The sequence below is a fragment of the Vibrio sp. QJM3NY_27 genome, assembly GCF_057785955.1.
Window position 1 is genome coordinate 973,709 of the sequence record NZ_CM173512.1, and the last position, 24,360, is coordinate 998,068.

19 protein-coding genes are annotated in these 24,360 nt (G+C 43.7%); 6 read left to right on the top strand and 13 right to left on the bottom strand.

Annotation, left to right across the window (positions count from 1 at the left end):
- Window positions 1-123 precede the first annotated feature (123 nt).
- Complete coding sequence (gene glgB / locus AC3CIA_RS20065) at window positions 124-2,304, top strand: 1,4-alpha-glucan branching protein GlgB (protein WP_065206705.1); 2,181 nt, start codon at window positions 124-126, stop codon at window positions 2,302-2,304.
- 80 nt (window positions 2,305-2,384) lie between these two features.
- Here the strand turns inward: glgB and AC3CIA_RS20070 are convergent, their stop codons facing one another.
- From AC3CIA_RS20070 to AC3CIA_RS20095, 6 genes are all read right to left on the bottom strand, one after another.
- Window positions 2,385-2,855, bottom strand: a complete 471-nt coding sequence (locus tag AC3CIA_RS20070) for a TetR/AcrR family transcriptional regulator (protein WP_004732091.1) — start codon at window positions 2,853-2,855, stop codon at window positions 2,385-2,387.
- A gap of 222 nt (window positions 2,856-3,077) precedes the next feature.
- Complete coding sequence (locus AC3CIA_RS20075) at window positions 3,078-3,917, bottom strand: energy-coupling factor transporter transmembrane component T family protein (protein ID WP_017086560.1); 840 nt, start codon at window positions 3,915-3,917, stop codon at window positions 3,078-3,080.
- Window positions 3,914-5,608 (bottom strand): ABC transporter ATP-binding protein, encoded by a 1,695-nt coding sequence (locus AC3CIA_RS20080; protein WP_488518914.1) that lies wholly within the window; start codon window positions 5,606-5,608, stop codon window positions 3,914-3,916. The genes AC3CIA_RS20075 and AC3CIA_RS20080 overlap by 4 nt, the downstream gene beginning before the upstream one ends.
- A 6-nt stretch (window positions 5,609-5,614) precedes the next feature.
- Window positions 5,615-6,163, bottom strand: a complete 549-nt coding sequence (locus tag AC3CIA_RS20085) for an ECF-type riboflavin transporter substrate-binding protein (RefSeq protein ID WP_048609818.1) — start codon at window positions 6,161-6,163, stop codon at window positions 5,615-5,617.
- A gap of 320 nt (window positions 6,164-6,483) precedes the next feature.
- Entirely contained in the window at window positions 6,484-7,614 is a 1,131-nt protein-coding gene (locus tag AC3CIA_RS20090) for an HlyD family secretion protein (protein WP_488518915.1), read from the bottom strand.
- Window positions 7,614-8,009: a DUF3302 domain-containing protein gene (locus AC3CIA_RS20095; RefSeq protein WP_017073668.1), complete on the bottom strand. Its 396-nt coding sequence runs from the start codon at window positions 8,007-8,009 to the stop codon at window positions 7,614-7,616. Before AC3CIA_RS20095 ends, AC3CIA_RS20090 begins: the two co-directional genes overlap by 1 nt.
- Window positions 8,010-8,351: 342 nt before the next feature.
- On the opposite strand from AC3CIA_RS20095, the gene AC3CIA_RS20100 reads away from it, so the two are divergent.
- Window positions 8,352-9,254 (top strand): DMT family transporter, encoded by a 903-nt coding sequence (locus tag AC3CIA_RS20100; protein ID WP_488518916.1) that lies wholly within the window; start codon window positions 8,352-8,354, stop codon window positions 9,252-9,254.
- 119 nt (window positions 9,255-9,373) lie between these two features.
- On the opposite strand, the gene AC3CIA_RS20105 is transcribed toward AC3CIA_RS20100, so the two are convergent.
- The 4 genes from AC3CIA_RS20105 to deoD form a co-directional block, all read right to left on the bottom strand.
- The gene (locus AC3CIA_RS20105) at window positions 9,374-10,954 is read right to left on the bottom strand and encodes a GGDEF domain-containing protein (RefSeq protein ID WP_017081835.1); all 1,581 of its coding nucleotides are present in this window, start codon (window positions 10,952-10,954) and stop codon (window positions 9,374-9,376) included.
- Window positions 10,954-12,423 carry a hypothetical protein gene (locus tag AC3CIA_RS20110; protein WP_017090319.1) on the bottom strand — a complete coding sequence of 490 codons (1,470 nt, stop codon included), beginning with the start codon at window positions 12,421-12,423 and terminating at the stop codon, window positions 10,954-10,956. Before AC3CIA_RS20110 ends, AC3CIA_RS20105 begins: the two co-directional genes overlap by 1 nt.
- A 186-nt stretch (window positions 12,424-12,609) precedes the next feature.
- Window positions 12,610-14,079: a lactate dehydrogenase gene (locus AC3CIA_RS20115; protein WP_029222154.1), complete on the bottom strand. Its 1,470-nt coding sequence runs from the start codon at window positions 14,077-14,079 to the stop codon at window positions 12,610-12,612.
- 81 nt (window positions 14,080-14,160) lie between these two features.
- A complete protein-coding gene (gene deoD, locus AC3CIA_RS20120) occupies window positions 14,161-14,871 on the bottom strand; it encodes a purine-nucleoside phosphorylase (RefSeq protein WP_004732072.1) in 711 nt (236 codons plus the stop codon).
- Between the two features lie 347 nt (window positions 14,872-15,218).
- On the opposite strand from deoD, the gene AC3CIA_RS20125 reads away from it, so the two are divergent.
- Window positions 15,219-16,295, top strand: a complete 1,077-nt coding sequence (locus AC3CIA_RS20125; RefSeq protein ID WP_488518917.1) for a L,D-transpeptidase family protein — start codon at window positions 15,219-15,221, stop codon at window positions 16,293-16,295.
- A gap of 145 nt (window positions 16,296-16,440) precedes the next feature.
- On the opposite strand, the gene AC3CIA_RS20130 is transcribed toward AC3CIA_RS20125, so the two are convergent.
- Window positions 16,441-16,707, bottom strand: coding sequence for an Lpp/OprI family alanine-zipper lipoprotein (locus AC3CIA_RS20130; protein WP_029223276.1), 267 nt, complete (start codon window positions 16,705-16,707; stop codon window positions 16,441-16,443).
- A gap of 361 nt (window positions 16,708-17,068) precedes the next feature.
- On the opposite strand from AC3CIA_RS20130, the gene AC3CIA_RS20135 reads away from it, so the two are divergent.
- Window positions 17,069-18,400, top strand: coding sequence for a DEAD/DEAH box helicase (locus tag AC3CIA_RS20135; RefSeq protein ID WP_004732064.1), 1,332 nt, complete (start codon window positions 17,069-17,071; stop codon window positions 18,398-18,400).
- A gap of 154 nt (window positions 18,401-18,554) precedes the next feature.
- Here the strand turns inward: AC3CIA_RS20135 and AC3CIA_RS20140 are convergent, their stop codons facing one another.
- Window positions 18,555-19,802, bottom strand: a complete 1,248-nt coding sequence (locus tag AC3CIA_RS20140; protein WP_488519646.1) for an SGNH/GDSL hydrolase family protein — start codon at window positions 19,800-19,802, stop codon at window positions 18,555-18,557.
- 529 nt (window positions 19,803-20,331) lie between these two features.
- On the opposite strand from AC3CIA_RS20140, the gene AC3CIA_RS20145 reads away from it, so the two are divergent.
- Both AC3CIA_RS20145 and AC3CIA_RS20150 read left to right on the top strand, forming a co-directional pair.
- Window positions 20,332-21,273: a lipase family alpha/beta hydrolase gene (locus AC3CIA_RS20145; protein ID WP_488518918.1), complete on the top strand. Its 942-nt coding sequence runs from the start codon at window positions 20,332-20,334 to the stop codon at window positions 21,271-21,273.
- A gap of 38 nt (window positions 21,274-21,311) precedes the next feature.
- A complete protein-coding gene (locus tag AC3CIA_RS20150) occupies window positions 21,312-22,205 on the top strand; it encodes a lipase secretion chaperone (RefSeq protein WP_488518919.1) in 894 nt (297 codons plus the stop codon).
- A 154-nt stretch (window positions 22,206-22,359) separates the two neighbouring features.
- Here the strand turns inward: AC3CIA_RS20150 and AC3CIA_RS20155 are convergent, their stop codons facing one another.
- A complete protein-coding gene (locus AC3CIA_RS20155; RefSeq protein ID WP_488518920.1) occupies window positions 22,360-24,003 on the bottom strand; it encodes a methyl-accepting chemotaxis protein in 1,644 nt (547 codons plus the stop codon).
- Window positions 24,004-24,360: the final 357 nt, after the last annotated feature.

The following is a 24,360-nucleotide window of genomic DNA, read 5'->3' on the forward strand; positions in this document are numbered from 1 at the left end:
TACAACCTCGGTCACTCAATAATGAATGCTCATCTGGTAGAATAAACCGTCGTTATATTGCCCGCACTAATAGCGGGCATTTTTGTATTATATTTTTTGGATGTTTGGTTAGGGAGAAGCGTTTTGGAACTAAGTTCGATTTCAAAGCAAAAACAAATATATACCCAACTATCACAGGCTTGTTTCACTGACCCATTTGCGTTTTTAGGGCCATACCTACCTTCTGAGCAAGGTGCATTACGTGTGTGGATTCCTGGGGCAAATAAAGTCGAGTTGATTGTTGGAAAGGAACCTCGTATTGAGTTAGCGCGAGAGGGTGAAAGTGGTTTCATTCTTAAGCAAGAGAGAGATTTACGTTTTACTCACTACAAGCTCGCGGTTGATTGGGCTGGAGTCGAGCAGATCATCGATGATCCATACCAGTACCACGATCTGTACGCGAGTTATGAAGATCTCCATACACCTAAAGATATGTATCATCACATGGGGGCTCAGTTTATTACGCTAGAGCGTGATGGACAGACGATTTCAGGTACGCGTTTCTTGGTGTATGCACCGCATGCAACAGCGGCAAGCTTAGTGGGTAACTTCAACGCTTGGGATGGTCGTCGTCATCCAATGCAACGCTTAGATTATGGCATGTGGGGCCTATTCATTCCTGAACTGGAAGAAGGCGCTCAATACAAGTTTGAATTAAAAGGACCTGATGGCGAAGGCTTACCACACAAAGCTGACCCATGGGGTTTTTACTCTGAGCAGTACCCTTCGTTCTCATCTGTGACTTACGATCACGCGCGTTACGAGTGGCAAGATACTCAGTGGCAGAATCGCCCAGTAACGCAAAAGCGTAAAGAAGCACTTTCGTTCTATGAACTGCACGCTGGTTCTTGGAAGCGTAACGCTGAAGGGGAATTCTTAAACTACCGTGAACTTGCTGCTGAATTGATCCCATATTTAACGGACTTGGGTTACACGCATGTAGAGTTGATGCCGGTTTCAGAGCATCCGTTTTACGGTTCTTGGGGCTATCAGCCAATAGGCTTGTTCGCTCCAACGAGTCGTTTTGGCTCTCCTGATGACTTCAAATTCTTCGTCGATCAATGTCACCAAGCTGGTTTAGGTGTTGTTCTGGATTGGGTTCCAGCGCACTTCCCTAGTGATGACCACGGCTTAGCCAATTTTGATGGAACACCTTTGTTCCATGATCCCGATCCACGTCGTGGTTGGCACCAAGATTGGAATTCGTACATTTATGATTTAGGCAAAGAGCATGTGCGCCGTTTCTTGGTTGCAAACGCACTGTACTGGTTTGAACAATTCCATATCGACGGCATTCGTGTTGATGCGGTTGCTTCGATGTTGTACCTCGATTATTCGCGTAGCCATGATCAATGGATTCCGAATGCTGACGGCGGCAACGAAAACTACGACGCTATCGCAACTCTTAAATGGATGAACGAAGAAGTGTACAAACACTTCCCGAATGCGATGACGATTGCTGAAGAATCAACGGCTTTCCCTGGTGTTTCAGCCCCAACCTTTATGGGCGGCTTAGGCTTCGGCTTTAAGTGGAACATGGGTTGGATGCACGATAGTTTGTCTTACATCCAAGAAGATCCAATCAATCGTAAATATCACCACGATACAATTACCTTCCCATTGGTTTATGCACACAGTGAGAACTATGTATTGTCTCTATCTCACGATGAGGTGGTTTATGGTAAAGGATCTATCCACGAAAAAATGCCTGGTGATGAGTGGCAGCAAACGGCAAATCTACGTGCTTACATGGGTTACATGTACGCGCAGCCGGGTAAGAAGCTGAATTTCATGGGTGCTGAATTTGGTCAGACGGCGGAATGGAACCACGATGATCAACTGCAATGGTTCTTGCTAGATTATGAACGTCATCAAGGTGTTCAGCGCTTAACGAAAGATTTGAACAATCTGTACCGTTCTGAAGCCGCAATGCATGATCTTGATTTCGACCCGAAAGGTTTTGAATGGCGTCTACAGGATTCAGCTGAAGCGAGTATCTTGGCTCATGAGCGTATCAGTGAATCAGGCGAGCGTGTATTGGTGGTTTCTAACTTTACACCCGTTCCTCATGAGCACTTCCGCTTAGGTGTTCCAGCACAAGGTCAGTACTCTTTGTTATTAAATACAGACTCTGCGGATTATGCAGGCAGTGGCTTTGAAGTGAAGCCGGTTGCTGAGGTTGAATCAGTAGAAAGCGAAGGTTTAGACACATCGATTGAGCTGCGTTTACCACCGTTATCGACCGTTTTTTACAAGCTAAATTAGGTCTATAAGTTAAAGTAAGCGATAACTAAAAAGAAAATGGGAGCCGAAAGGCTCCCATTTTTGTATTTCTAACGCTTGGTTTAATGCTGCTTGAAGTTTGTGAGATAGAACATTGAACGTCCTACGACAGTCTCAAGGATTCGAACGGTATCAAGCCCAAAGCTATTAAACATTATCTCGCGGAATTGACCATCTGAACTGATGTTAAACTGTTCAGGGCTCTTGACCTGGGAGGCATGGAAAAACATCAATTTGATCACGAATCGAAATTGATCATTATCTAGAGCGTTTTGCCAAGATTGAATGAATACTTCTTCCGATGAAAACTCTAGATTCTCTATAACAATTGATAGCATGTGTTGGTGTAACGCTGATCGGATAGCGCGGGTCGATGGATAATAGCCCTGAAGCGTCGTCAAACTAATGCCAATTTCTTGAGCAATCCTTGCATAAGTTAGTGCTTCATGTCCTTCAGCCAGAAAAAGGTTTAGTACGATCTCATCGTAGTGCTTTTGATTTTCTAGTTTCTGTACTTGAGTAATTCGAGCCATTACAAATCTCTATTGAGTGTAGCATTCTGTAAGCGTGTATATTAAGAGTTTCTAAATTAGATTTCAAACCAAAGACGTAAGTAAACGGTCAGTTTATCGTCAAAAATAGTCAGTATTGAGTTATTGGTTCAATTGTTAATCAGATCTTGGCACACATAAACACACCACTCTATTGAGCGGTGTGTTATTTTAAGTCGTTGTTTGTATGTGGTAAATGAAAACTTAGAATGGATACCAAAACAATTCAGGTTCAAGAATGCGTTTCGCTATGGCCAACACCACAATAAAAGCAATGACACTCAAACAGACAAAGTCGATACGTTTCAAAGGTGCATAGCTATACCAAGTACGTGCCTTGTGTCGGCCAAAGCCTCGAAGCGTCATTGCATTTGAAATCTCGTCTGCGCGGTCTAAGCTAGAGAAAATGAGTGGCCCTAGAACCTTAGCCACGTTTTTGATTCGAGTTATTAGGGGCGCTTTCTTCGAGAGTTCTACACCACGAGCTTGCTGAGCATGCATGATATTGATGAAGTCCTTCTTAACCTCTGGCAAGTAACGCAGCGTTAAGCTTACCGCATAGGCGATCTTGTACGGAACACCGATACGGTTGAGGCTTGCGGCAAACTCAGTCGGATGCGTAGTGAAGACGAATATTAACGCTATCGGAAACATGCTCATGTACTTAAGCGTGACGGTGACTAGGTAAAACAGAGTCTCCTGGCTCAACGAGTAGTTACCCGGTAATGTCAGTAATACAGTTTCGCTACCGATGAGCTCAGTGCCTTGTTGCGGAGCAAGCAGGAACATGAATAAAGCATTTAGACTTAAGACACTCGCCGTACCTAATAACAAAGGCTTATACACGCGTATAGGCACATTGGTGAGCTTTAATAGGTATAAACCAGTCATAATAAGCAGCGTAATCAATCTCAGGTCGAACGTAGTCAATACCACGGTTACCCAAGCTAAGAAGAGTGCAAATTTCGTGATGCCATTTAATGCGTGCAGGGGGGATTTGGTATCAATGTAGTTGATGCCGAATTTTACTTTTGATGCGTTCATAGAGAACTTCTCTCGTAGTCGATGAAGTACTGCATAAACGCATTGGTATCGTCGATTTTCATCATAGTCGCGAGTTCATAAATACTAGTGGTACAGAGGTTTGCACGTTCTAGAAGCGATGGCTGACTAAACACTTCTGTCATGGCGGCATTGGCAATAAGCTTGCTGTCTGCGATTACGATCGAACGTGTGGTGTACTCTAGAACGAGATGCATGTCGTGTGAGATGATCACCACAGTAATACCCAAATCACGGTTAAGCTTTTGGATAAACGCCAACATTGACGTGTAGTTTCGGTAATCTTGGCCTGCAGTTGGCTCATCTAAGATGAGGAGTTCAGGTTCCAACACTAAGATAGAAGCAATGGTTACACGCTTTTTCTGACCGTAGCTCAAAGCTTCGATAGGCCAGTGACGGAACTTACTCAGCCCACACAGCTCAAGAACGTTCTCAACTTTTTCTTTGACCTCATCTTCTGCAACGCCACGGTTACGAAGACCAAAAGCAATCTCGTCAAAAATCATATGATGCGAGATCATATGATTTGGGTTCTGCATTACTACACCGACCTTTTGGCTTCTTTCGAAGATAGAAAGCTCAGATAAGTCTTCACCATTTAGATAGGAAGAGCCTGAATCGGCATCGATCACACCCATGATGAGTTTGGTGATGGTAGATTTACCCGAACCGTTCTTGCCCAGAATCGAAACAAACTCGCCTTTGCCAATCTTGAAGCTCACATCTTCGAGTGCGTTCTTCTCGCCATCGTAAGAATAAGTCAGACCATGAACTTCGAGTAAAGGTTGATACTGCTTTTCTGCAGCTGGGGCAGGGCGGTCAGCAAACCAAGCTTGAACTGCTGGGCGGAACCTTTTGTAATCCAAAGCTTTGAGGTTTGACAACTTATCTTCGCAGGTTAGTGGGGCTTTCGCCGCTTTAAGCGCAGATAAGTAAAGAGGCTCACGAATACCATGCGTATCAAGTAACTTAGACGCTAAAATTTCATCGGGAGTCATATCCGCGACAATTTCACCGCGCTCCATTAAAATCACACGATCAATATCGCGATGCAGGACATCCTCAAGGCGATGCTCGATAATCACGATAGTCTTGTTGGTTTCGTTATGAAGTTGGTCGATGATCTCGATGGTCGCCTTACCTGTCTTAGGGTCAAGACTGGCTAAAGGTTCATCAAACAGCAAGATATCAACGTCATCAACTAAGATGCCTGCTAGCGATACTCGCTGCTTTTGACCACCTGAAAGATCGTGTGGCGAGCGCTCAAGCATGTCCGCTAGGTCAACCATTTTTGCAGTCGACTTAACTAACGGGTACATGTCAATGTTCGACATCAACTGGTTTTCTAATGCGAATGCGATATCTTCGCCGATGCTTAAACCCACAAATTGGCTGTCAGTATCTTGCAATACTGTGCCTACCTGCTCGGTATAGTCGTGCATCGAAAATTCAGAGATATTCTTGCCGTTGATCTCTAAAGAGCCAGTTACCTCACCTTTAATTGCATGAGGTATTAGGCCATTGAGGCATTGACCTAGGGTAGATTTACCGCTTCCGCTTGGTCCAATAATGACGATTTTCTCTCCTTTCTCTATCCTTAGATTGATATTTTTTAGCGTCGGTTTATCCAGCGACTCATATCTAAAAGAGAAGTTCGAAAATTCTATAGTCATTGGCGCTTATGCCTCAGTCAGGTTGCGGCTTTGTTTGTTGCGTTTAGCGACTGATTTTAGGATCAGGAAGCCCACAACAGCGATCAGAACGGTATTACCCGCTGCGATGATAGACAGTTGAGTGAAGACTTTAGTAAACGGTTCTGCGTATAGGATAGTGTCTAGGAACGCGGAACAGCCGTAGCCTACAACGTTACCTGCAAGGGCAAGTACCACGAACAATACAAAATCTTTCATTGGCAGTTCGCCTTGTTGAAGACGGTTCTTAGTCATCATAGGGAACAAGCCGATAACCATACCTACGATACCTGAGCCTAATACCCAAGTTAACCATACGCCCCAACCAGCAAATAAATCCGTTACCCAGTGACCAATAAAGCCAACCAAAAAGCCAACGATAGGGCCGAACAAAACAGAAAATAGTGCTAAGACTGCCATTGCTGGTTTCAATGTCGTGTTAGCAAACACTGGGACACCAAACATAGGTAAACCACCAATGCCGTACAGTGCCGCGCCAATGGCGATAACGACCACTGTTTTAGCTGAAAAGTTCATAGATAACCTCGAATACTGAAAGATAAAGCATGATAAAGAACGAATATTCGCCATTATTAATATGTGTCTCAAGGAGAACGTTTTTTGGGCAAATATAAAAAATAAGGCGCGCATTATACAGTAGAACCCTTCCATAAGGGAAGGTAAGTGTCTAGATGTCTAAAATTCCATCCGAACACTCAAATATCATGTAAAAAGCCCACTTTTACGGTTAATCAAGCAACAAAAAAGCCAGAACGGGTCTGGCTTTTTGATTCATCTTAACAATGTGTTAAGTGGGTTCATCGTATATCTACGACCATTTTGTGGTCTAGGTATAGTTAGTGGTCTAGATATAGATAGTTTTGCCAACTCTTCATGCGAATAAGGACCTTACGCATGATAGACACATGAGTGAAGCTGTCAGAATAAACGGCAACCTCGACTGCAGTGCCCATAGGTAAATGGTAGTCAGACAGATCATCAGTGATGCTCAATTTAACAAACACACGACCACTGGTGCGCAATGCGTCAGTACCTAGAAGCGCGCCTCTAGCTTGGAATTGGCTCTCACCAATAGCTGGAATCACTTCATCAATACGTCCTTTAAATACTTTTCCTGGCAATGCTCTAAATAGGAACTCAGCTTTGTAACCTGGTTGTAGGCGCTGTAGCGAGTTTTGTCTAAATGCAGCGGTATAGAACTGTTCTTCTGTGTGAACAAATGTCATCACGGGAGCTAAAGGAAGTGGTACTGCCATTACACCTGGGCGTAATGCTAGTTGCGTAACGTATCCGTCTGTGGGAGCTCGAACCACGGTTTGTTCTAAATCAAACTGAGCTTTACGTAATTCAGCTAATAAGCTTAAAACCGCTGTATTCTCGCCACCTATTTCAGAGTCCAAGGCGATCTTTGTTTGTTCTAGGTTTGCATCTGCAACTTTCACGGCCGCTTCCGATGCTTTGTAAGCTTGTCTGCGAGTATCCAATTGTTGCTCGGTAAAAGCGCCGCTGTCGTAACCGCGCTTGTAACGAGAAAACTCACGTTTGGCTTTATCTCTTTCTGCGATGGCTTTGATTTTTGCAGCCTCTGCTTCAGCCACTTCAGATTCCATTCCAAGCGCACCTTGGCTCGCTTCTTTTACCTTCGCCTCTAATCTTGCGACCTCAGCTTCAAACGGAATAGGGTCGATTTTGAAAAGAATATCCCCTTGTTTAAGAGGTTTATTTGCCTCTACAGGCACTTCGATGACTTTACCTCTCACACCAGAAACGATTGGTGTTGTTGAGTAGACTTGGTTACCAATTTGGGTGAAAGGGTGGTTATAGTTCATCAATAGGATCAAGGTACCTATGATGACGACGCCACCAAGAACAGCTGTTGGCACTGTCCATTTGTTTAGCGGAATATTAAATACTTTGAAGATGGTGATACAAAGCGCCGCGTAGGTCATTATCAGCAGTAAATCCATTACTTAACCTCCTGATCTTGAGCGTTGTTCTGAGCTTTTTCGGAATGAGCTTGTTCAGCATTAGTTTGCTTAAGCTTAACGATTTCTTCTTGAAGAGTACTGACTTGATCGATCAAAGCATCAACTCGATGGTGAATATCGTGTTGTTCTTCTTCGAGTTTAGCGAAGCCCCAACCGCGATCTTTACGCCATAGCGTTGCCCAAATCCACAGAAATGGCCAAATAGTGTGTAAGGTGAATAGGCTAACCCAGCCTGAGACATGAATAGCATCTTGATGAGGGTGATTGCGTTCTTTTGCTATTTCATAGGGAATATCGTGAATAACGATGATGCCGTAAAAGATTACTAGCGCAACGAAAATAAGTAGGCCGAGTGCAAAGTAGTCTAAAAACATAACAGATCCTTGTAATGTTAGATATTAGTTATAAAGATACTACGCTATCATCCAAGTAATTGTTATAAAAATGATTTACCTAGTTGAAAATAATGTGTGTTCGCTTCTAATGTGAGCAAAATGGTTATTAATTTTTATAAAATGCATTTGGACGTAAGGTGAAATAGAGGCTCATTTGGGGTTAGGTTAACGTCTAAAATGAGTGTTAATCATTCATTTGTGGAGCGATCCAGAGTGGTAAACAACAGTAACTTTGTTTACCAAAGCAGAAATAATTCAAAAGCTAGAAATAATACAGATGACGATTCGAGACGACAGACACATCACTGAGGATAAACACGGATGTATATAGGTGAACTTGCGGCAATAGGCGCTGCTATTGTGTGGGCGTGTGCGACATGGATCTATGGACAATTCGGCCATCGATTCTCTGCTATGCAGCTTAATATTGTTAAGGGTGTCGTCGCTTCTGGCATGATGTTGCTTGTGATGCCTCTTATCCCAATGCCAGAGTTTCAATTGAGTGCTAATCATTTTTGGATACTGGCAATTTCAGGTGTCATTGGGATCGCAATTGGAGATAGCGCATATTTCGCTGCGTTGAAAAGAATCGGTGCGAATAAAACGTTGCTGCTTGAGTCTTTGGCTCCGCCTCTTTCAGGCGTACTGGCATTAATGTTTCTTGGTGCAGCATTAACGTTGCAAAGTTGGCTCGGAGTCGTGATTACAACATTAGCGGTGACCTTTGTTGTCTTTCAGCCATCAAAACCGGCGAGCGGTGAATCGAATGACAAAGCACAGTGGGGTGGCATTGGTTATGGGCTTGTGGCGAGTGTTTGTCAGGCATCCGGTGTGGTGATTTCTCATTACGCGTTAGTGGCGGGTGATATCCCACCATTATTAGGTGCACTGATTCGTCTCACGATAGGTGTGTTTGCCGTAATGCTGATTATCCCTTTTGTTGAAAAGAAGCCGTATTCATCGATAAAAAGAGATTTATGGGAAATGACCAAGCTCGATAAACTTTGGTTATTAGGGGCAATCTTTGTCGGGACGTTTCTCGCTCTATGGCTTCAACAAGTGGCGCTGAAAAATGCGAACCCTGCGATTGCACAAACATTGATAGCGACCAGTCCGGTCTTTATTTTGGTGATTTATGCGATTAAAGGGGAGAAGGTGTCAAAGCAAAGCGTCATAGGGACGCTTGCTGCCCTTGCTGGAATATCTCTGTTCTTTTATCAATAAGATGCAGGCTTACCTACAGACCTACAGACCTACAGACCTACAGACCTACAGACCTACAGACCTACAGACCTACAGACCTACAGACCTACAGACCTACAGACCTACAGACCTACGTAGCACTATTCTGTACACACTTGATTACGGCCGTTGGCTTTCGCTCGGTATAGCGCTTTATCGGCACGGTAGAAGGTACGCTGAGTATTTTCTCCGTCGCGATGTAAAGTGATACCGATACTCACGGTTAAACCGCGTTCTCCGAGTATTTCATGCCATCCGAATTGGAAGATGCGCTCTCGATAATTTTCAGAGTGCATTTCTGCTTTCGCAAGGTCAGTGTTCTCAAGGATGACTAGGAACTCTTCTCCGCCAAACCTGACACATGACGCGCCTCTAAACTTAAAGTATGAGCGCAGCTCTTGAGAAACGCTGACAATCGCTTTATCACCCACTAAGTGGCTGAGTTCATCATTGATAGACTTAAAGTGGTCGATGTCAACAACCATCAAGGCGAAAGGTGCTTCGTGAAGCAACAGGTCTTTTAGTTTCACATCTAACCATCGACGGTTGTGTAACCCGGTCAGTGGGTCGGTGAAAACATCTTGCTGCAGTTGAGCAACAGTATTTTTGTGTTGTTCAGTCGTCTCTTTGAGTTCTCTATTTTCTTGTTCAGAGAGAATAAGTTTGAGTTGTAACTCAAAACGCGATAGGCGGCGTAGTTGGCTTGCACCGAGTTCGCTGATTGGGATCTGCTTCATCAGATCCGTTTCAATTCGGTAACCTTTTTTCTCATAGCTCAGAGCTTCTTGAAAACGGCCCTGATTCATACATACATCACTCAAAGAGTCATAGAAACGCTTTGCAAGCACCGGCGATGAGTAGGCTTTTACACGTTTGTCTGTGCTCGACAAAATCATGCTAGCATAATCTTGCTTCCCGGTTGCACTTAGGCAATGTGCTAACTCGAGACGAGTCATGGTTGCGAGCCAGCTTGCTTGAGTGCTGTTGGCTGGGTATTGAACTTTTGATAGGCAACGTAAGGCTTCATGGTATTTTTTCTTAGCACGAAGCACTTTCGCCTGGTAAAGCAATATCTGAGCAGTGAGCAACTTGTCACTTACTAGAATACTTAATTCCTCGCACTCATTCAGTAAATCACTGGCCGCGGTAATGCGGTTGAGCAGAAGTAGGCTTGCTACCATATGCAGCTTGAATTTGAGGCGAAGTGAGCGACTGCTTATCGCGTGGTCTATGCTGCTGATTTTTTGGTAATAGCGAAGAGCTCTGTTGTGATCACCATAGGCATCACACAGGTTCCCCATGCCTAAGATAGCCAATACATATTCATCGATATGGCCGTGTTCAACCGCAATTGTCGATGAGCTGACGAATTCATTCAGTGCCGATGTGTAATCACCAATTTCAACTAAGCGGTCGCTTAGGCTGGTCTTTACTGTGAGAATGTCTTCGATATCTACAGGAAGGTGGAGTAGGTCGAGTGCCAGCCTGAGTTCTTCGATACTGGTTTGATTTTGTTGTAACTCGGCACGGTACTCAGAGCTGATGATATAGCAGTGCGCTTGCTCAGTTTGCGTGGTCGAAACGTGCTGGCGAATGTGGTTCCAGAATATGATCGCTTCTTCACCCGATACCGATGAAGGGTCTAAACCAGCATCTGTGATTTTGCGTAATAGGGTTTCCATTATTCTATTACCTCAGCATCGTCTTCTTCTAATTGTTCAAGAGTGAACGGGAACGTCAAAATATCATTGAGGCTGACGGTAGGTCTCGAACCTTTTAATCCCTTTCTATGCCATGGATATATTTCTAGCATGGTGCTGAGAGTTTGGAAGGTTTGTTCTGCGGCTTCGCCTTTCTCTGAAAGCATCATAGCAACACGCTCTGAACTCAGCCTAGCGATGAAGTCGTTTTGATTACACAAGGTATGAGCAATCTCGGTACAGACATCTAAGTAATCGGTATCGACATGATGGAACATAATGATGCTGTGGTTCGAACGCTTAAGTTCTGTCTTAAAGAGGACCAGCTTCTCCCACCAAAAGGTTTCAGAGACGACATAAGAGAGGTGCTTTTCAGGATCGTATTCATGCTGGCCACGAATACGATTAATCAGCTTTCGTGCTCTCTGTTCAAGCTGGCGTTTTGAACTGCGCGCTTTGTCTAAACCGACACGATTAGTTTGCTCTTTAAGCATACCGATGGAATATTGACGGTATTTTTTAAAGGCGACCAACGCAGCTTTGAAATCTTGGTTTTCTTCGGCAACCAAGGATTGTTGGTAACAAATTTGGCTAAGCAACTCACCATTATCGAATTCATTTGCAGAGTGTTCAGCGAGTTTCAGTAATTCTGCCGCATGTTCTGGTCTTTTTCTCAGGAGCTCCAATCGAGCTCGACTGATGTAAGAGTGCGCTTTCATCCAAACGAGGTTGTGTTCTACGGCTAGATTGTGCGCTTTGGCTGTCGCGCGCTCTGCATCATCTAGGCGTTCAAGCCCAAGCAGAGCAAGGCCTCGAAAGTCCCATACTTCGGCATGCCAAGTGTTATCTTTATGCTCTTTTAACGCTTCTTCTGCACCGTCGAGTACCGACAGCATTTCAACATAGTTGTTAAGCAGGTAGTAATCCCAAGCGAGCAGTATTCTTGCTTTGCCCTCTAGCCAACCGATGCGGCTGTTGTTAGCCACTTTAACGGCAAGCTGATGGGTAGAACGTGCAAGCTTATATTCATGAGTCATTCTCCAAATGTTGCCAAGCCCAATGAGACATTCAATTTGAATCTCGACTTCATCAACCAGTGCAGATTGCTCTAAGGCATTGATCCAGAACTGTTGGGCGGAATAGTACTTGGCTTGTCCCCAGTACTGGAGCGCGTGTAAATGGAGGATTTCAGGGAGGAAAAGGTCGGTATCTAATCGGTTCTGGCGCTTGTATGCTTCCTTGATGTACTTCAAACCTTTTTGGTAATCCATCAGGTTCCAGCTACACCTTGCCATTAACATTAACGACTGGATAGCACCCTCTTCAAACAGAACTTGCTCCGATCGGACTAGGCACTGTTGAGCAATCTCTAGGATCACCGATGGCTCAGAGTCGACACGAGTTTTGAGTTGTTCTAGTTCTGTTTCAAGAAGGTACTGGTTTTTGTCCAAGACTTAGATCCATAATTATCGAACATATTGATAACACAATCATTATAAGTGTGTGATTTGAGATAAGCACCAATTATCTTTCTTAGAGCGTCAAAGGAACATGTATCTTTTCTAATTATGGGTGTTACCTCATGTTGTTGCTTTAAAATCAATGAGTTCCCGAATAATTATCTAGCTGATACGTGTCTATGAAAGTAGTTGCTTTAAGGTCAATGGCTGCTCTGCTACACCTAAGCGCTGCGCTGCCGTGAGCCCTTGCTTATCTTGGTAGCACAGATTGTGCCAAGCTCGGAATATGTCGAGTAATGGAAGAATGCCCCCAGGACGAAGCTTACGTCTGGGCTCATTAATGAAGCTATCAAATAACAGCTGGAAGCGTTGTTGATAGAACTTGGTTTGCTGAATTGAGGCCGTGTTAAACCACTGTTTTGGTTCTGGATTGTTACCCGTCAGGTAGCAAATGCCTTTCTGATTATCACCTTGATTTGCGATAGCCCAACGATCGCGCCACCAACTCATGTGAACGATGTCGATCTTTTCGAAACTTTGATCGTCTTGCCAGCCAGGATCTTCCTCTACATACATAAGGTCAATATTTTGACTCTGAATACGCGGTAAACATACACTTAAAGCGGCAGATCTTAGTAATGGATCTTGTGGCATATAGATAGCTACATGCTTGTCTTCATTACACATATCAAGCACATGTAAGAAGTGAGCATAAGAGGTATAAGGCGGTCGAATCAGCGCGCCTTTCGAAGGGTAGCTAAATGTGGTGAGGTTACCCATGGGATCCTCAACGTTACCTCTCGCTAGAATCACTTGGTACTGCTGTTCAATACGCTCTTTCAACTTGTCAGATGGCTGAGGTTGTTCGAGGTTCGCTTCTGATGAGTGATCTTTGGATACAAAACGCGCAACATCATCGTAAGGATTGTGGTCAACATTCCCTGAAGGCTCTTCATTTTGAGAATAGTTGACGTGTTGGCAAAGGATATAGCCAGAATGCGCTTCACCCGTCGCTATCCAAACCACACCATTGTTGCTTTGCGGTTGCAGACGTTGATAGTGAGAAGCGAATTGATAATCTTTGGCATGATTAACCCATCGTGCATCGATCATCGCTAATTTACGGCGGCAACGGCTCGCGATGTGGTCAACATGATCATAGAAAGTCTTTGGGTTGATCTCAAGTTTTCTGCAGATTTCACGTACGGAATAACCCATGAACAATAAGCCCATGAGGTTTTCTTGAAACTGAAGTTTTTTATTGGATCCAGACCACTTGTCAACGAAGGTTGACTGGCAGTCTTTACATCGATAACGCTGCCTGTCGCCACTGTAGCCGAAGGCATGGTAAAGATGTTTGTGGGTATGAACCGATAGGCCAAAGTTATCGCAATCATCATTGCGGCAAGCAGGAAGGCCATCGCTGTGAAGTTGTCGCAGGCGATGAAGTTCGCTTAACACTTCACGATTGTTAAGTAAGGGGGGGAAAGCTCCACATTCACGACAAACCATCGCTGGACGCTTAGGGTTCGCGTGTTGCAAAACATACCGTTTTGCATCGCTCAAGCCAAAGTTGTCACACGCCAATGTTTTACAAAAGTTGAGTTGCAAACCATCCGCATCTTTTGGCAGCTTGTCGTTAGACACGATCTCCCCCTCGGGATTATTTGAGCAGCCAAGTGTACTCGGCTGCGAGGTAACGCTTTTCAATGTATCTTTATCAAACTGTTAGATGTTGATTGCAGTCTCTAGAGCAACTTTCATCATGTCGTTGAAAGATTTTTGACGATCTTCAGAGCTTAATTTCTCGCCACGGATGATGTGGTCAGACACTGTTAGGATAGTTAGGGCTTTAGCACCAAGATCCGCAGCAACACCGTAGATACCAGCTGCTTCCATATCAACACCAAGGATGCCTAGCTTTTCCATTTTTTCGAAAAGGTCAGCTTCTGGAGTGTAGAAAAGGTCTGCAGAGAATACGTTACCAACTTTAACTGGAACTTCTTGTGCACGTGCTTGGTTTACAGCTTCTTCTAGAAGACCGAAATCAGCGATTGCAGCGAAGTCGTGATTGTTGAAACGAATGCGGTTTACTTTTGAGTCAGTAGAAGCACCCATACCGATAACAACGTCCATTAGTTTAACGTCGTCACGTACCGCACCACAGCTACCTACGCGAATAACGTTTTTCACGCCGTATTCAGCGATAAGCTCGTGTACGTAGATGCAGCATGATGGGATACCCATACCGTGGCCCATTACAGAAACTTTCTTACCTTTGTAAGTGCCTGTGTAACCAAACATGTTGCGAACGTCACAAACTTGCTTCACGTCATCAAGGAATGTTTCTGCAATGTATTTTGCGCGAAGCGGGTCGCCCGGCATAAGTACTGTTTCTGCGAAATCACCAGCTTGAGCATTAATATGAGGTGTAGCCATGGTCGTTCTCCAAAGTTTAAACGGTAATGATAGGAACAGGATTTAATCAATTACCGATTCTGTTGAATTGAATTCGTTTTGTTGAGGCAATATTAGCGAGTTAAAACGAGGCTCCATGAGACTTTAGTCACAAAATCGCTTTGCCATTATAGTTTTATTAATATTGATAACCAAATATGTTGAAAGCGTAAAGGCAATCGATTTTGTATGGGTAAATTGCACGATATTTAAAGATAAAGCTCGAAATATAAATCTGTTGCATATTGCCTTGGAGGCAACAATACGTTGTAGAGACGTTTGATCAGCGATAATCTAAACTTTGATAAAGAGACAAACCAAGGAATTGTATGTCGTATTGCGCTAACTCGACGCCTTCGCACTCGATGAAAACACAGTTACAGACGAAAACAAGGTTACATAAGCTAGCGTTGGTCGCTGTTAAATCCACATTGATTGCTGTTAAGTCCACATTGATTACGGCTAGAACGACTTTGTTTGCTGTGAGAACTGCTTTACTTGCTCGGGTAATCATTTTGCTTGCTGGCGTGATGACTTCGTCGTGGGTGTCTGCTGCAACTTTTGAGTTGCCACCAACAGAAAGCCGTATCGTGGGCAGAATACAGCAACACGAAGTTGCGGCGGGTGAAACCTTGGCGATCATTGCAAAGCAATACGATATTGGCTTTCTCTCTTTAATGGCGGCAAACAAAGGGGTCGATCCTTTTCTTCCTGCTGAAGGCTATGTGTTAAGCATTCCTAGCCGTTTAATTCTGCCGGATACTCCGAGAAAAGGCATTGTGATTAACCTTGCTGAGTTGAGGTTGTACTACTTTGAGCCTGAGAAAAATCAGGTGCATGTCTTCCCTGTCGGTATTGGTCGAGTAGGGCGTGATACTCCCGAGATGATCACTAAGATAAGCCAAAAACGTCCAAACCCGACTTGGACTCCTCCAAATTCAATCCGTAAAGAGTACTTAGAAAAAGGGGTTGAGTTGCCAAGAGTGGTTCCTGCTGGGCCTGAAAACCCTTTGGGTGAGTATGCATTGCGACTTGCTTATGGTGCCGGTGATTACCTGATACACGGCACTAATAAAGACTTTGGGATTGGCTTACGAGTCAGTTCCGGGTGTATTCGTATGGAACCTAAAGATATTGAGTGGCTTTTTGAACAGGTGAGTCGTGGTGAACAAGTCACGATAATCGATGAGCCGATTAAAGTGTCTTTAGAGCCTGATAGAAGCGTGTTTGTCGAAGCTCACGAACCATTGACGCGAAGTGACGGCTCTAAGAAACTACTGCAAATCCCGGTTGAATTAAAATGGTGGCTTGAAGATGCAGACCTTCCTAACTCAAAGGCGAAAGCTGTTATCTTTGCTCAAAATGGTGTGCCTGTTGAAATAGCACCGCCTGTGATTGAGTTCTAATTTGATAGGTTGTGAATAAAGCCTTAAAGCTTTCTTTCTCTTCTCCCTAAATAAAAAACACCACCTCGAAAGAGGTGGTGTTGTCAATTTACTGCATGTATATACGTCTTTTGAAATCTACAGCTTAATTGAGCTTCTATCTCAATTACTTAGTGTAAGACTCAGCAATGTTATCGATACGGTCGTTAGCACGATCCGCTTCTTCTTTTGCTGCCATAGCCGCAGCAGATGCTTCTTGAGCTTTCATTTCAGCAGCCGCTTTGTCACTCTTAAGTGCTTCTACTTCGCTGGTTAGCTCAGCAACTTGGTTAGTTAGTTGGTCCATTTCTGATACCGCTGCTTCTTCAGGCTCTGAAGAACAACCAGCTAAAATAAATACTGAGGCTGCAGCTGCGATTAACGTCTTATTCATAAGAACTCCTTGCTTATTTATCATCAAAAGATGCGCTATACATTCTTTATCATATAGTCGCTTCATTAATGATTGTAGCGACTAATTTTTTAACTGCAAAAACAATAACTAAAGAAATTGCTAAATTTTTGAGGTAATTAGCTAGGTATCACAATCTGTCTCATTTTTGAGATGAAGTGTTTAGTGCGGCAATAAGGCAGTGAAAGGGGGGTCACCCCTTTGCTAGCGGTGCACACAATATTCTGGCTAACATTAGATAAAAGGATAAATTTACTGTGATCTCTATCCTTATAAAGTACTTTCGCGGTATCATGTCACGTTAAATTAATTTTATTCAATACCATCATGACTGGAGAGTCCTTTGCACTTTAAAGATTTAGGCTTAGATAACCGCTTACTGAAGAACTTAAAACATTACGACTTCAAGAAGGCGACAGAGATCCAATCAAAAGCGATCCCTGTTGCTATTGCTGGTAAGGATCTATTGGCTTCATCAAAAACGGGATCAGGAAAAACATTGGCGTTTGTGTTGCCGATGATACATAAAGCATTAAAAACAAAAGCGTTTTCTGCTAAAGATCCTCGTGGTGTAATTTTGGCTCCTACTCGTGAGCTAGCAAAACAAGTTTACGGCGAGCTGCGTAGCATGCTTGGCGGTCTGTCTTACGAAGCAACACTTATCTTGGGTGGCGAAAACTTTAACGACCAAGTTAAAGCTCTGCGTAAGTACCCTCGTTTTATTGTTGCGACTCCAGGCCGTCTTGCGGATCACCTTGAGCACCGCTCCCTATTTTTAGATGGTGTTGAAACGCTGATCCTTGATGAAGCTGACCGTATGCTGGATTTAGGTTTCGCGCCTGAATTGCGTCGCATTGCGAATGCAGCTAAGCACCGTCGTCGTCAAACGTTGATGTTTTCTGCGACGCTTGATCACGCTGAAGTGAATGGCATTGCAAATGAAATGCTAGACGCACCTAAGCGTATCTCTGTTGGTGTTTCTAACGAGCAGCACCTTGATATCACTCAGAAATTCTACCTTTGTGACCATCTCGATCATAAAGAAGCGATTTTGGATCGTGTGATTGAAGAAGCTGAATACCGTCAGGTGATGATCTTCACTGCAACTCGTGCCGATACTGATCGTTTAACGGATAAGTTAAACGAGAAGAAGCTTAAAGCCGTTGCATTGAGTGGTAATCTAAACCAAACGCAACGTAACGCGATCATGAGTCAATTTGAGCGTGCGGTTTACAAGATCTTGGTAACAACCGATGTTGCTTCGCGTGGTATCGATATTCCAAACGTAAGCCACGTTATCAACTTTGATATGCCTAAGCATACAGAAGAGTACGTGCACCGCGTTGGTCGTACTGGTCGTGCGGGTAACAAAGGTGATGCAATCTCTTTGGTTGGTCCAAAAGACTGGGACAGCTTTAAGCGTGTTGAGCTTTACCTTCAACAAGATCTTACTTTCTCTGTGCTTGAAGGTCTAAAAGGTAAATTCAAAGGTATTAAGCCTCGTAAACCTGCTTTTGCTAAAGGCGGACCTGCGAAGAAGAAGACCAGCACCCAAGTTAAGAAAACGCCGAAGAAACCGGTTAAGCGCGATAAGAGCTTCCACCAAAATGTGGCTGTGGGTGATACCGTGTTTATCCCTAAGAAGAAAGTCGCACCAAAAGTGGACGACGAGTAATCAACTTGCGTGACCTAAAAGCTTAGCTTTGAAAGGTTGATGCAAATAAAAAACCGCCGATGATGGCGGTTTTTTTGTACCTGTACTTCGTGTAAGCCCTTAACTTCCGGTACTTACAGGAGGTAACTCATGATACTCGCTGGGCTCTTCCTAGTTAGAAATTGAACGTCGAGAATGAGTACGCCAAGATATGGTCTGCGATGTATTTATGAGTAGCCGTCGTTGGATGCGTAACTCCCCAGAACACATAACTATCAGAGCCGTATGTGGCACAGTCATTGGTTAAACTATGACTGCGTAAATAGTCGGTTGATGAGCTTCTGTTGATATTTAGGCAAGCGTCACTCGCATTTCTAAAACCATGCTGTTCAGGGTTATCGGTAATACTCGCGAAGAGTGCGCTTGCATCGAATAACACCACGTTTTTCCCCATGCCTTGATAATATTCGGCTTGGGCTTTGATGAATTGGTTGAATTCCAATATCTTGCCACGAACTTTAATGATCTCTTGCTCGGTCGAGTATTTAAATTGCGGCGCTTTGGTCGCATCGGGCAATGTGAACAACAAGATATTGTTCGCTCCAGACTCTGTTAATCGAATCAAAGCGCTGCTGAAATCAGCTTTTACATCAGCGACTTCTCGGTCGTAGTTCATGAAATCATTCAGACCAAACTCTAAAGTGAATAACGAGTTCTCAGGGCGATAATTTTTAGCCACTTTCATGTAGGTTAAGTAAGACGTGACTTGGTCATAAACACCAGTTAGCGCGACATATTGATTGGTGCCTGCTGCTCCACCCACTGCCCAGTTATACAGAGGAAGATCTTTAGCTTTTGCTAAGTGCTCAGTCCAGACTAAACCATTTGAAAAGTGTCCCAAAAACCACGAATCAGCATTCGGAAAAACCCATTGAGAGCCATTAAATAGATTGCCAGTGTCGGAAAGGCTATCACCAAAAGTGACAATACGATTAATTGTATTGGCTTGCACAGCGTTATCGTTGGTCCAGATGGAGTGATTGTAAGAGAAGCGATTATCTGCTGCAAAATAGGTGATATCTGCGACGTCATGTTGGATGTCGAGCGTCTTTTCACAACGCTGCTTTATTTCGGATTGAGGCGCGTCACTATAAAACATGTTCTTGAACGAGACTGAAGACCACCAATATCCGTTGATGGTGTAATAGTCCCCGTTCTCTTTTCTTGCCCATTGCCAATCAGTGGCCGAGGAGTCGTGTGATGCGTCGGTTCGATACCAACATCGAACATACGAATAAGTTTGTTCCCCTTGCGTTTTTAGAACCTGTGCAGACGTTATGGATTCTGGAGTGGGTATAGAATCTTCAGCTGCATGAGCACCAAAAGGGATGGATAACGCGAGTATTAAAGCCGTATTTTTCATCACTGCATTCTCTTATTGTATTTAGGTAAGCCAAAAAAACGTTGTTTCTTGTTGCCTGTTACTTTTAATAACTGAATAGCGAATAACTGGTAAGACCTATATCTAACATCAATAATTCACGTCAATACATTCAACTGTCCGTCGGTTATAACTGGCATAAACATCAAATTTTCAACGTGTTTTCTGTTGTTAGAACACTCAAGTACAGGATGATATTCGTCACTTTTTTTGAGGTTTTTGGTATCCGTTTTAGAGGTATGCAGTGAGGGTAAATTAGCAGTCTGTGCGGTTTCCGTAAGTTGTTAGATCTAATGCGACCTTTATAAGATGTGCTAAAAACTAAGGTAATGTATTTTTAATCAAAGAGTTAAAAGCAATCTGCTTATTGGGATACATATTTCAATGTTAATTACCCCTGTTTAATTTAAGCCCATCATCACAAATATCAATCTCGAATTTTTTATTTTATAAAATTATAACCTACGGTTCCTTTACTCATCAGAGGTCTAATCTGTTTAAGGAAAGAGCATTGAAAAAAATATTAATTTGGACAATAGCCTGTCTATCGAGTTTTGGTGTCTATGCCGGAACAAGCGCATCGGCATTAGAAGTCAGCGGGTACACAGAAACTAAATACCCCATTATGTTGGTACATGGTCTGTTTGGTTTCGATACATTAGCGGGTGTGGATTATTTCTATGGCGTACCTGAGTCCCTAACCAAAGATGGCGCGAGTGTGTATGTAGCGCAAGTATCAGCGACCAACAGCTCTGAAGTGCGTGGAGAGCAGTTACTGGCTCAAGTTGAGACTCTGTTAGCTGCGACTGGGGCAAGCAAAGTGAATTTGGTTGGTCATAGCCACGGAGGGCCGACTGCACGTTATGTGGCGTCGGTTCGACCTGATCTTGTTGCGTCCGTGACGAGTATTGGCGGGGTTCATAAAGGCTCAAAGGTGGCTGACTTAGTGCGTGGAACCGTAGATGAAGGCTCTGCGACAGAAGGTATTGCGGTTAAGTTGGCTGGTGGATTGACGACGCTCATCAACCTGTTATCTGGTGGAACGGATCTTGACCAAGATGGCCTTGCATCGCTTGAAGCGTTGACCACTGAAGGTTCGCTTGCATTCAATCAGTTTTACCCTGAAGGCGTTCCGACGTCTGCGTGTGGTGATGGTGAATGGCAAGCAAACAACGGTGTTTATTACTATTCATGGTCAGGATCTTCCACTTTTACCAACCTTCTTGATCCTACCGACGGAGCGATGACAATCCTTGGTTTAGCTTTTAATGAACCTAACGACGGGTTAGTGGGAGCATGTAGCGCGCATTTGGGCAAAGTGATTGGTGATGATTACAAAATGAACCACCTAGACGAGATTAATGGGTTGTTGGGTATCCATCATCTCTTTGAGACTGATCCAGTGACGTTATATCGTCAACACGCGAATCGATTGAAGTTGGCTGGCCTGTAAGTCGCGCTGCCCAAAGTTAAGTTCATAAGGAAAATAGAATGAAAAAGACCGCCATTTTGTCGATAACCACGATAGCCCTGATGAGCACAGCGGCGGTCTTTTTATATCTAAAGAAGGAAGATACCAGTTCATATAATAACAACGCACAAAGCGCTTCTTCATTGAAGGTTAGCTCTCAACAAGATACCGAAATCGATAGTGCGTCAGCCAAAGACATGATGGAATATTTCGTGTCAGGCAATACAGAATTAACCCTCGAAGAGATTCGTGACAATGTGGCAAATCACCACGAGCAATCACAAGCAGCGGTGGTCGATGAAGCATTGTTCGCAAAGTATCTTGAGTACAAGTCGGCACTGACAACATTGGATGTTCAATTCGACACCACCTCAATATCCGCTGAGGACCTACGCGCACTGAATCAAGCTCTCCTCGATCTTCAAGCGCAGTTTTTCAGTGAGAGCGAGATAAGTATTCTGTTTACCCATGACAATAAAATGAGGGAAATCGCTTTAGAAAAGTTACTTCTGAAACAAGAAGGGCTAGACGATTCAGAATATCAGCAAAGGCTTGAATCTTACCTATCTGAACAACCCGATTATGTTCAAGCCAGTCATCAAAATCAGGTGTTATTACAGCAACTATCCAGCTCACAAGGCCCAGATGAACAAGGCAAATACTTGAAGAGAAATGAATTGGTCGGCGAAGAAGCGACGCAGAGACTCGAAGCGCTTGATCAACAAAGGGCGGACTTTGATGGAGCTTTAGAGATTTACTTTGTTGAACGCGATGACATTTTGAATGACTCTGCACTCTCAGATATTGAACAAAAAGAGACGATTGCCCAGCTTAGGGAAGCTCATTTTCAGCCACAACAGCTTAGAAGGGTAGAAGCGATTGAAAGAATCAGAGCTGCTGAGCTCGGTCAGTAAGGTTTGCTGAGTTAGTAAAACTGCTATCAAAAATAAAAAACCAGTCACGAGTGACTGGTTTTTTGGTTGTGAGGTGAGTTGCAAGATAAATAGAGCTAAGTGTCTTTATTTCTTAAACCCTAAATTTTATGCGTTGCACCTTAAACCTCAAATCTTAGACCTTAAAGTAATCCAACTGCTGTTTTTGCTGTTCGGCTAGGTTCGATAGCTCGTGGCTCGCTGCTGCGGCTTGAGTAATGCCGGTTACGTTTTGGCTTACTAGGCTGTAGATGTTTGAGATATTACGGTTGATGTCTGCAGTCACTTGGCTTTGTTCTTCTGCGGCAGAGGCAACCTGAGTGTTAATTTCTGTCATGTCGGTTACTGAGTTAGCAATACCAGAAAGGGCTGCACTCACCTCGCCTGAGAGCGTTTGGTTGTGCTCTAACATAGACAGTGAACTGCTCATGCTCTCATTGGCGTTACCCGATTGAACTTGCAAGCCTTCGATAATTGCTTGGATCTCTTTGGTTGAATCTTGCGTACGAGCAGCCAGCATTCGAACTTCATCGGCTACCACTGCGAAACCACGGCCACTTTCCCCTGCACGAGCAGCTTCGATTGCTGCATTAAGCGCTAGAAGGTTGGTTTGTTCTGAGATGCTTTGAATCACCTCTATTACTTTGCCAATTTGTTCAGAGTGCTCTTTTAGCGTACCTACAACGTTCGCAGCTTCGCTAAGCTGAATCGCCATTTGCTCATTGGCTTGGTTGCTTTCATTAAACAAGCTCATGCTGTGTGTTGCCATCTCGTCAGCTTGCTTAGACGCTGAATCTGCTTGTACCGCATTCTCGTTAACGTGTGCTGCTGTACTCTCAAGTTGGTTCACGGCAGAAGCGACCTGCTCCACTTCTTGCTTCTCTTGATCTGAGTTTGCACTTGATTGCGTCATTACAGCAGCTAGTTCTGTCGACGCAGATGCAACTTCAATACTGATTCGAGACAGTGAACTTACCGTGTCACGCAATTGCTCAACTGATTTGTTTACGTCTTGGGCAAGGCGCGATACCTCGTTGTCGCCATGTTCTTCGGCTTTTACTAACAGGTTACCTTTTGCTACTTCACGCATCGTTTCTTGAATATTGCTCAGAGGCTTAACAATGATGCCAGCCAGCGTCCAGCTGATGACTAATGCGATTGAAAGAATCACTAACAGTGCGATGGTTGCGGTATTGAGTGTGCTGGTGTGTTGCTGGCCATTGATGTCCACTTCTTGAGTGGCAATACGGTTCAGTTGCTTTGAAAGGAGGTTGATAGCCTGCACCATTTCGTTACCCGCGTGACGATATTGGTCGATTGCGATCTGATAGCGGTTATCAAAGTCAGAAGGTAGCGCTGCGCTGCCATGCTTTGCTCTTAATAGAGGAAGCATAGTGGTGCGAGAAAAGTCGACGTAGTGATTCATCGCTTTGCTCATTGCGGCCACTTCATCTTGCATGCCTGGTACGGTATCAAGCGAGTTCAGTAGACGAGTATTTTGGTCACGTTTTTGATTTAGCGTTTCGACAAGCGTTTTGACGTCGTCAGGATTAAATAAGCTATAGATCGCCTTGATGCGCATGCCGTAACTGTTGTCGACGATCTCGCTAAGTTCTTCTTTATGTAGAATCAGCTGATCTGTTGCTGTTGATACATCTTTAAAAGCATTTTCCAGTTTGTCACCACCGATAATGACACCCGTCAAAAGTAGTACGACGGAAAAGAGTACTGGAATCAGAATTTGTATTTTGATTGATAAGCCACTGAGAAGTTGGCGCATGTATTGTCCTTCTATGAATAAGTAAATGAGCAGAAGCAATTGTTATTATTGTTATTAATCAGTGATTCTAACTATTGAGAATGACAATTCAATCAGTAATAGATGCTATTTTTATATATGCGATAGATATTTCATAAATTCTGATTATTTATCGTACAAACAAGGCTTTAGCCATTTTTAAGATAGGGTTATTTGACGAGGAACCTTGTGCGGTATTAGGTAATGACAGGGGGCGAGATATTGAGCGGTTTGGCTTAAATAAGTTGGAATGAATATTCAGTGCCTATGAGTGAGGCTAATTTTTTACTTCAAGGCTATTTGGTAGGGGGAAAACAAGAAAATAAATTGTAGTTGTCA

Bases quoted from the DNA above. Each gene is read 5' to 3' on its own strand.
- AC3CIA_RS20070 (WP_004732091.1), bottom strand. From the start codon at position 2,855: ATGGCTCGAATTACTCAAGTACAGAAACTAGAAAATCAAAAGCACTAC.
- AC3CIA_RS20075 (WP_017086560.1), bottom strand. From the start codon at position 3,917: ATGAACGCATCAAAAGTAAAATTCGGCATCAACTACATTGATACCAAA.
- AC3CIA_RS20080 (WP_488518914.1), bottom strand. From the start codon at position 5,608: ATGACTATAGAATTTTCGAACTTCTCTTTTAGATATGAGTCGCTGGAT.
- AC3CIA_RS20085 (WP_048609818.1), bottom strand. From the start codon at position 6,163: ATGAACTTTTCAGCTAAAACAGTGGTCGTTATCGCCATTGGCGCGGCA.
- AC3CIA_RS20090 (WP_488518915.1), bottom strand. From the start codon at position 7,614: ATGGATTTACTGCTGATAATGACCTACGCGGCGCTTTGTATCACCATC.
- AC3CIA_RS20095 (WP_017073668.1), bottom strand. From the start codon at position 8,009: ATGTTTTTAGACTACTTTGCACTCGGCCTACTTATTTTCGTTGCGCTA.
- AC3CIA_RS20100 (WP_488518916.1), top strand. From the start codon at position 8,352: ATGTATATAGGTGAACTTGCGGCAATAGGCGCTGCTATTGTGTGGGCG.
- AC3CIA_RS20105 (WP_017081835.1), bottom strand. From the start codon at position 10,954: ATGGAAACCCTATTACGCAAAATCACAGATGCTGGTTTAGACCCTTCA.
- deoD (WP_004732072.1), bottom strand. From the start codon at position 14,871: ATGGCTACACCTCATATTAATGCTCAAGCTGGTGATTTCGCAGAAACA.
- AC3CIA_RS20125 (WP_488518917.1), top strand. From the start codon at position 15,219: ATGTCGTATTGCGCTAACTCGACGCCTTCGCACTCGATGAAAACACAG.
- AC3CIA_RS20130 (WP_029223276.1), bottom strand. From the start codon at position 16,707: ATGAATAAGACGTTAATCGCAGCTGCAGCCTCAGTATTTATTTTAGCT.
- AC3CIA_RS20140 (WP_488519646.1), bottom strand. From the start codon at position 19,802: ATGAAAAATACGGCTTTAATACTCGCGTTATCCATCCCTTTTGGTGCT.
- AC3CIA_RS20150 (WP_488518919.1), top strand. From the start codon at position 21,312: ATGAAAAAGACCGCCATTTTGTCGATAACCACGATAGCCCTGATGAGC.
- AC3CIA_RS20155 (WP_488518920.1), bottom strand. From the start codon at position 24,003: ATGCGCCAACTTCTCAGTGGCTTATCAATCAAAATACAAATTCTGATT.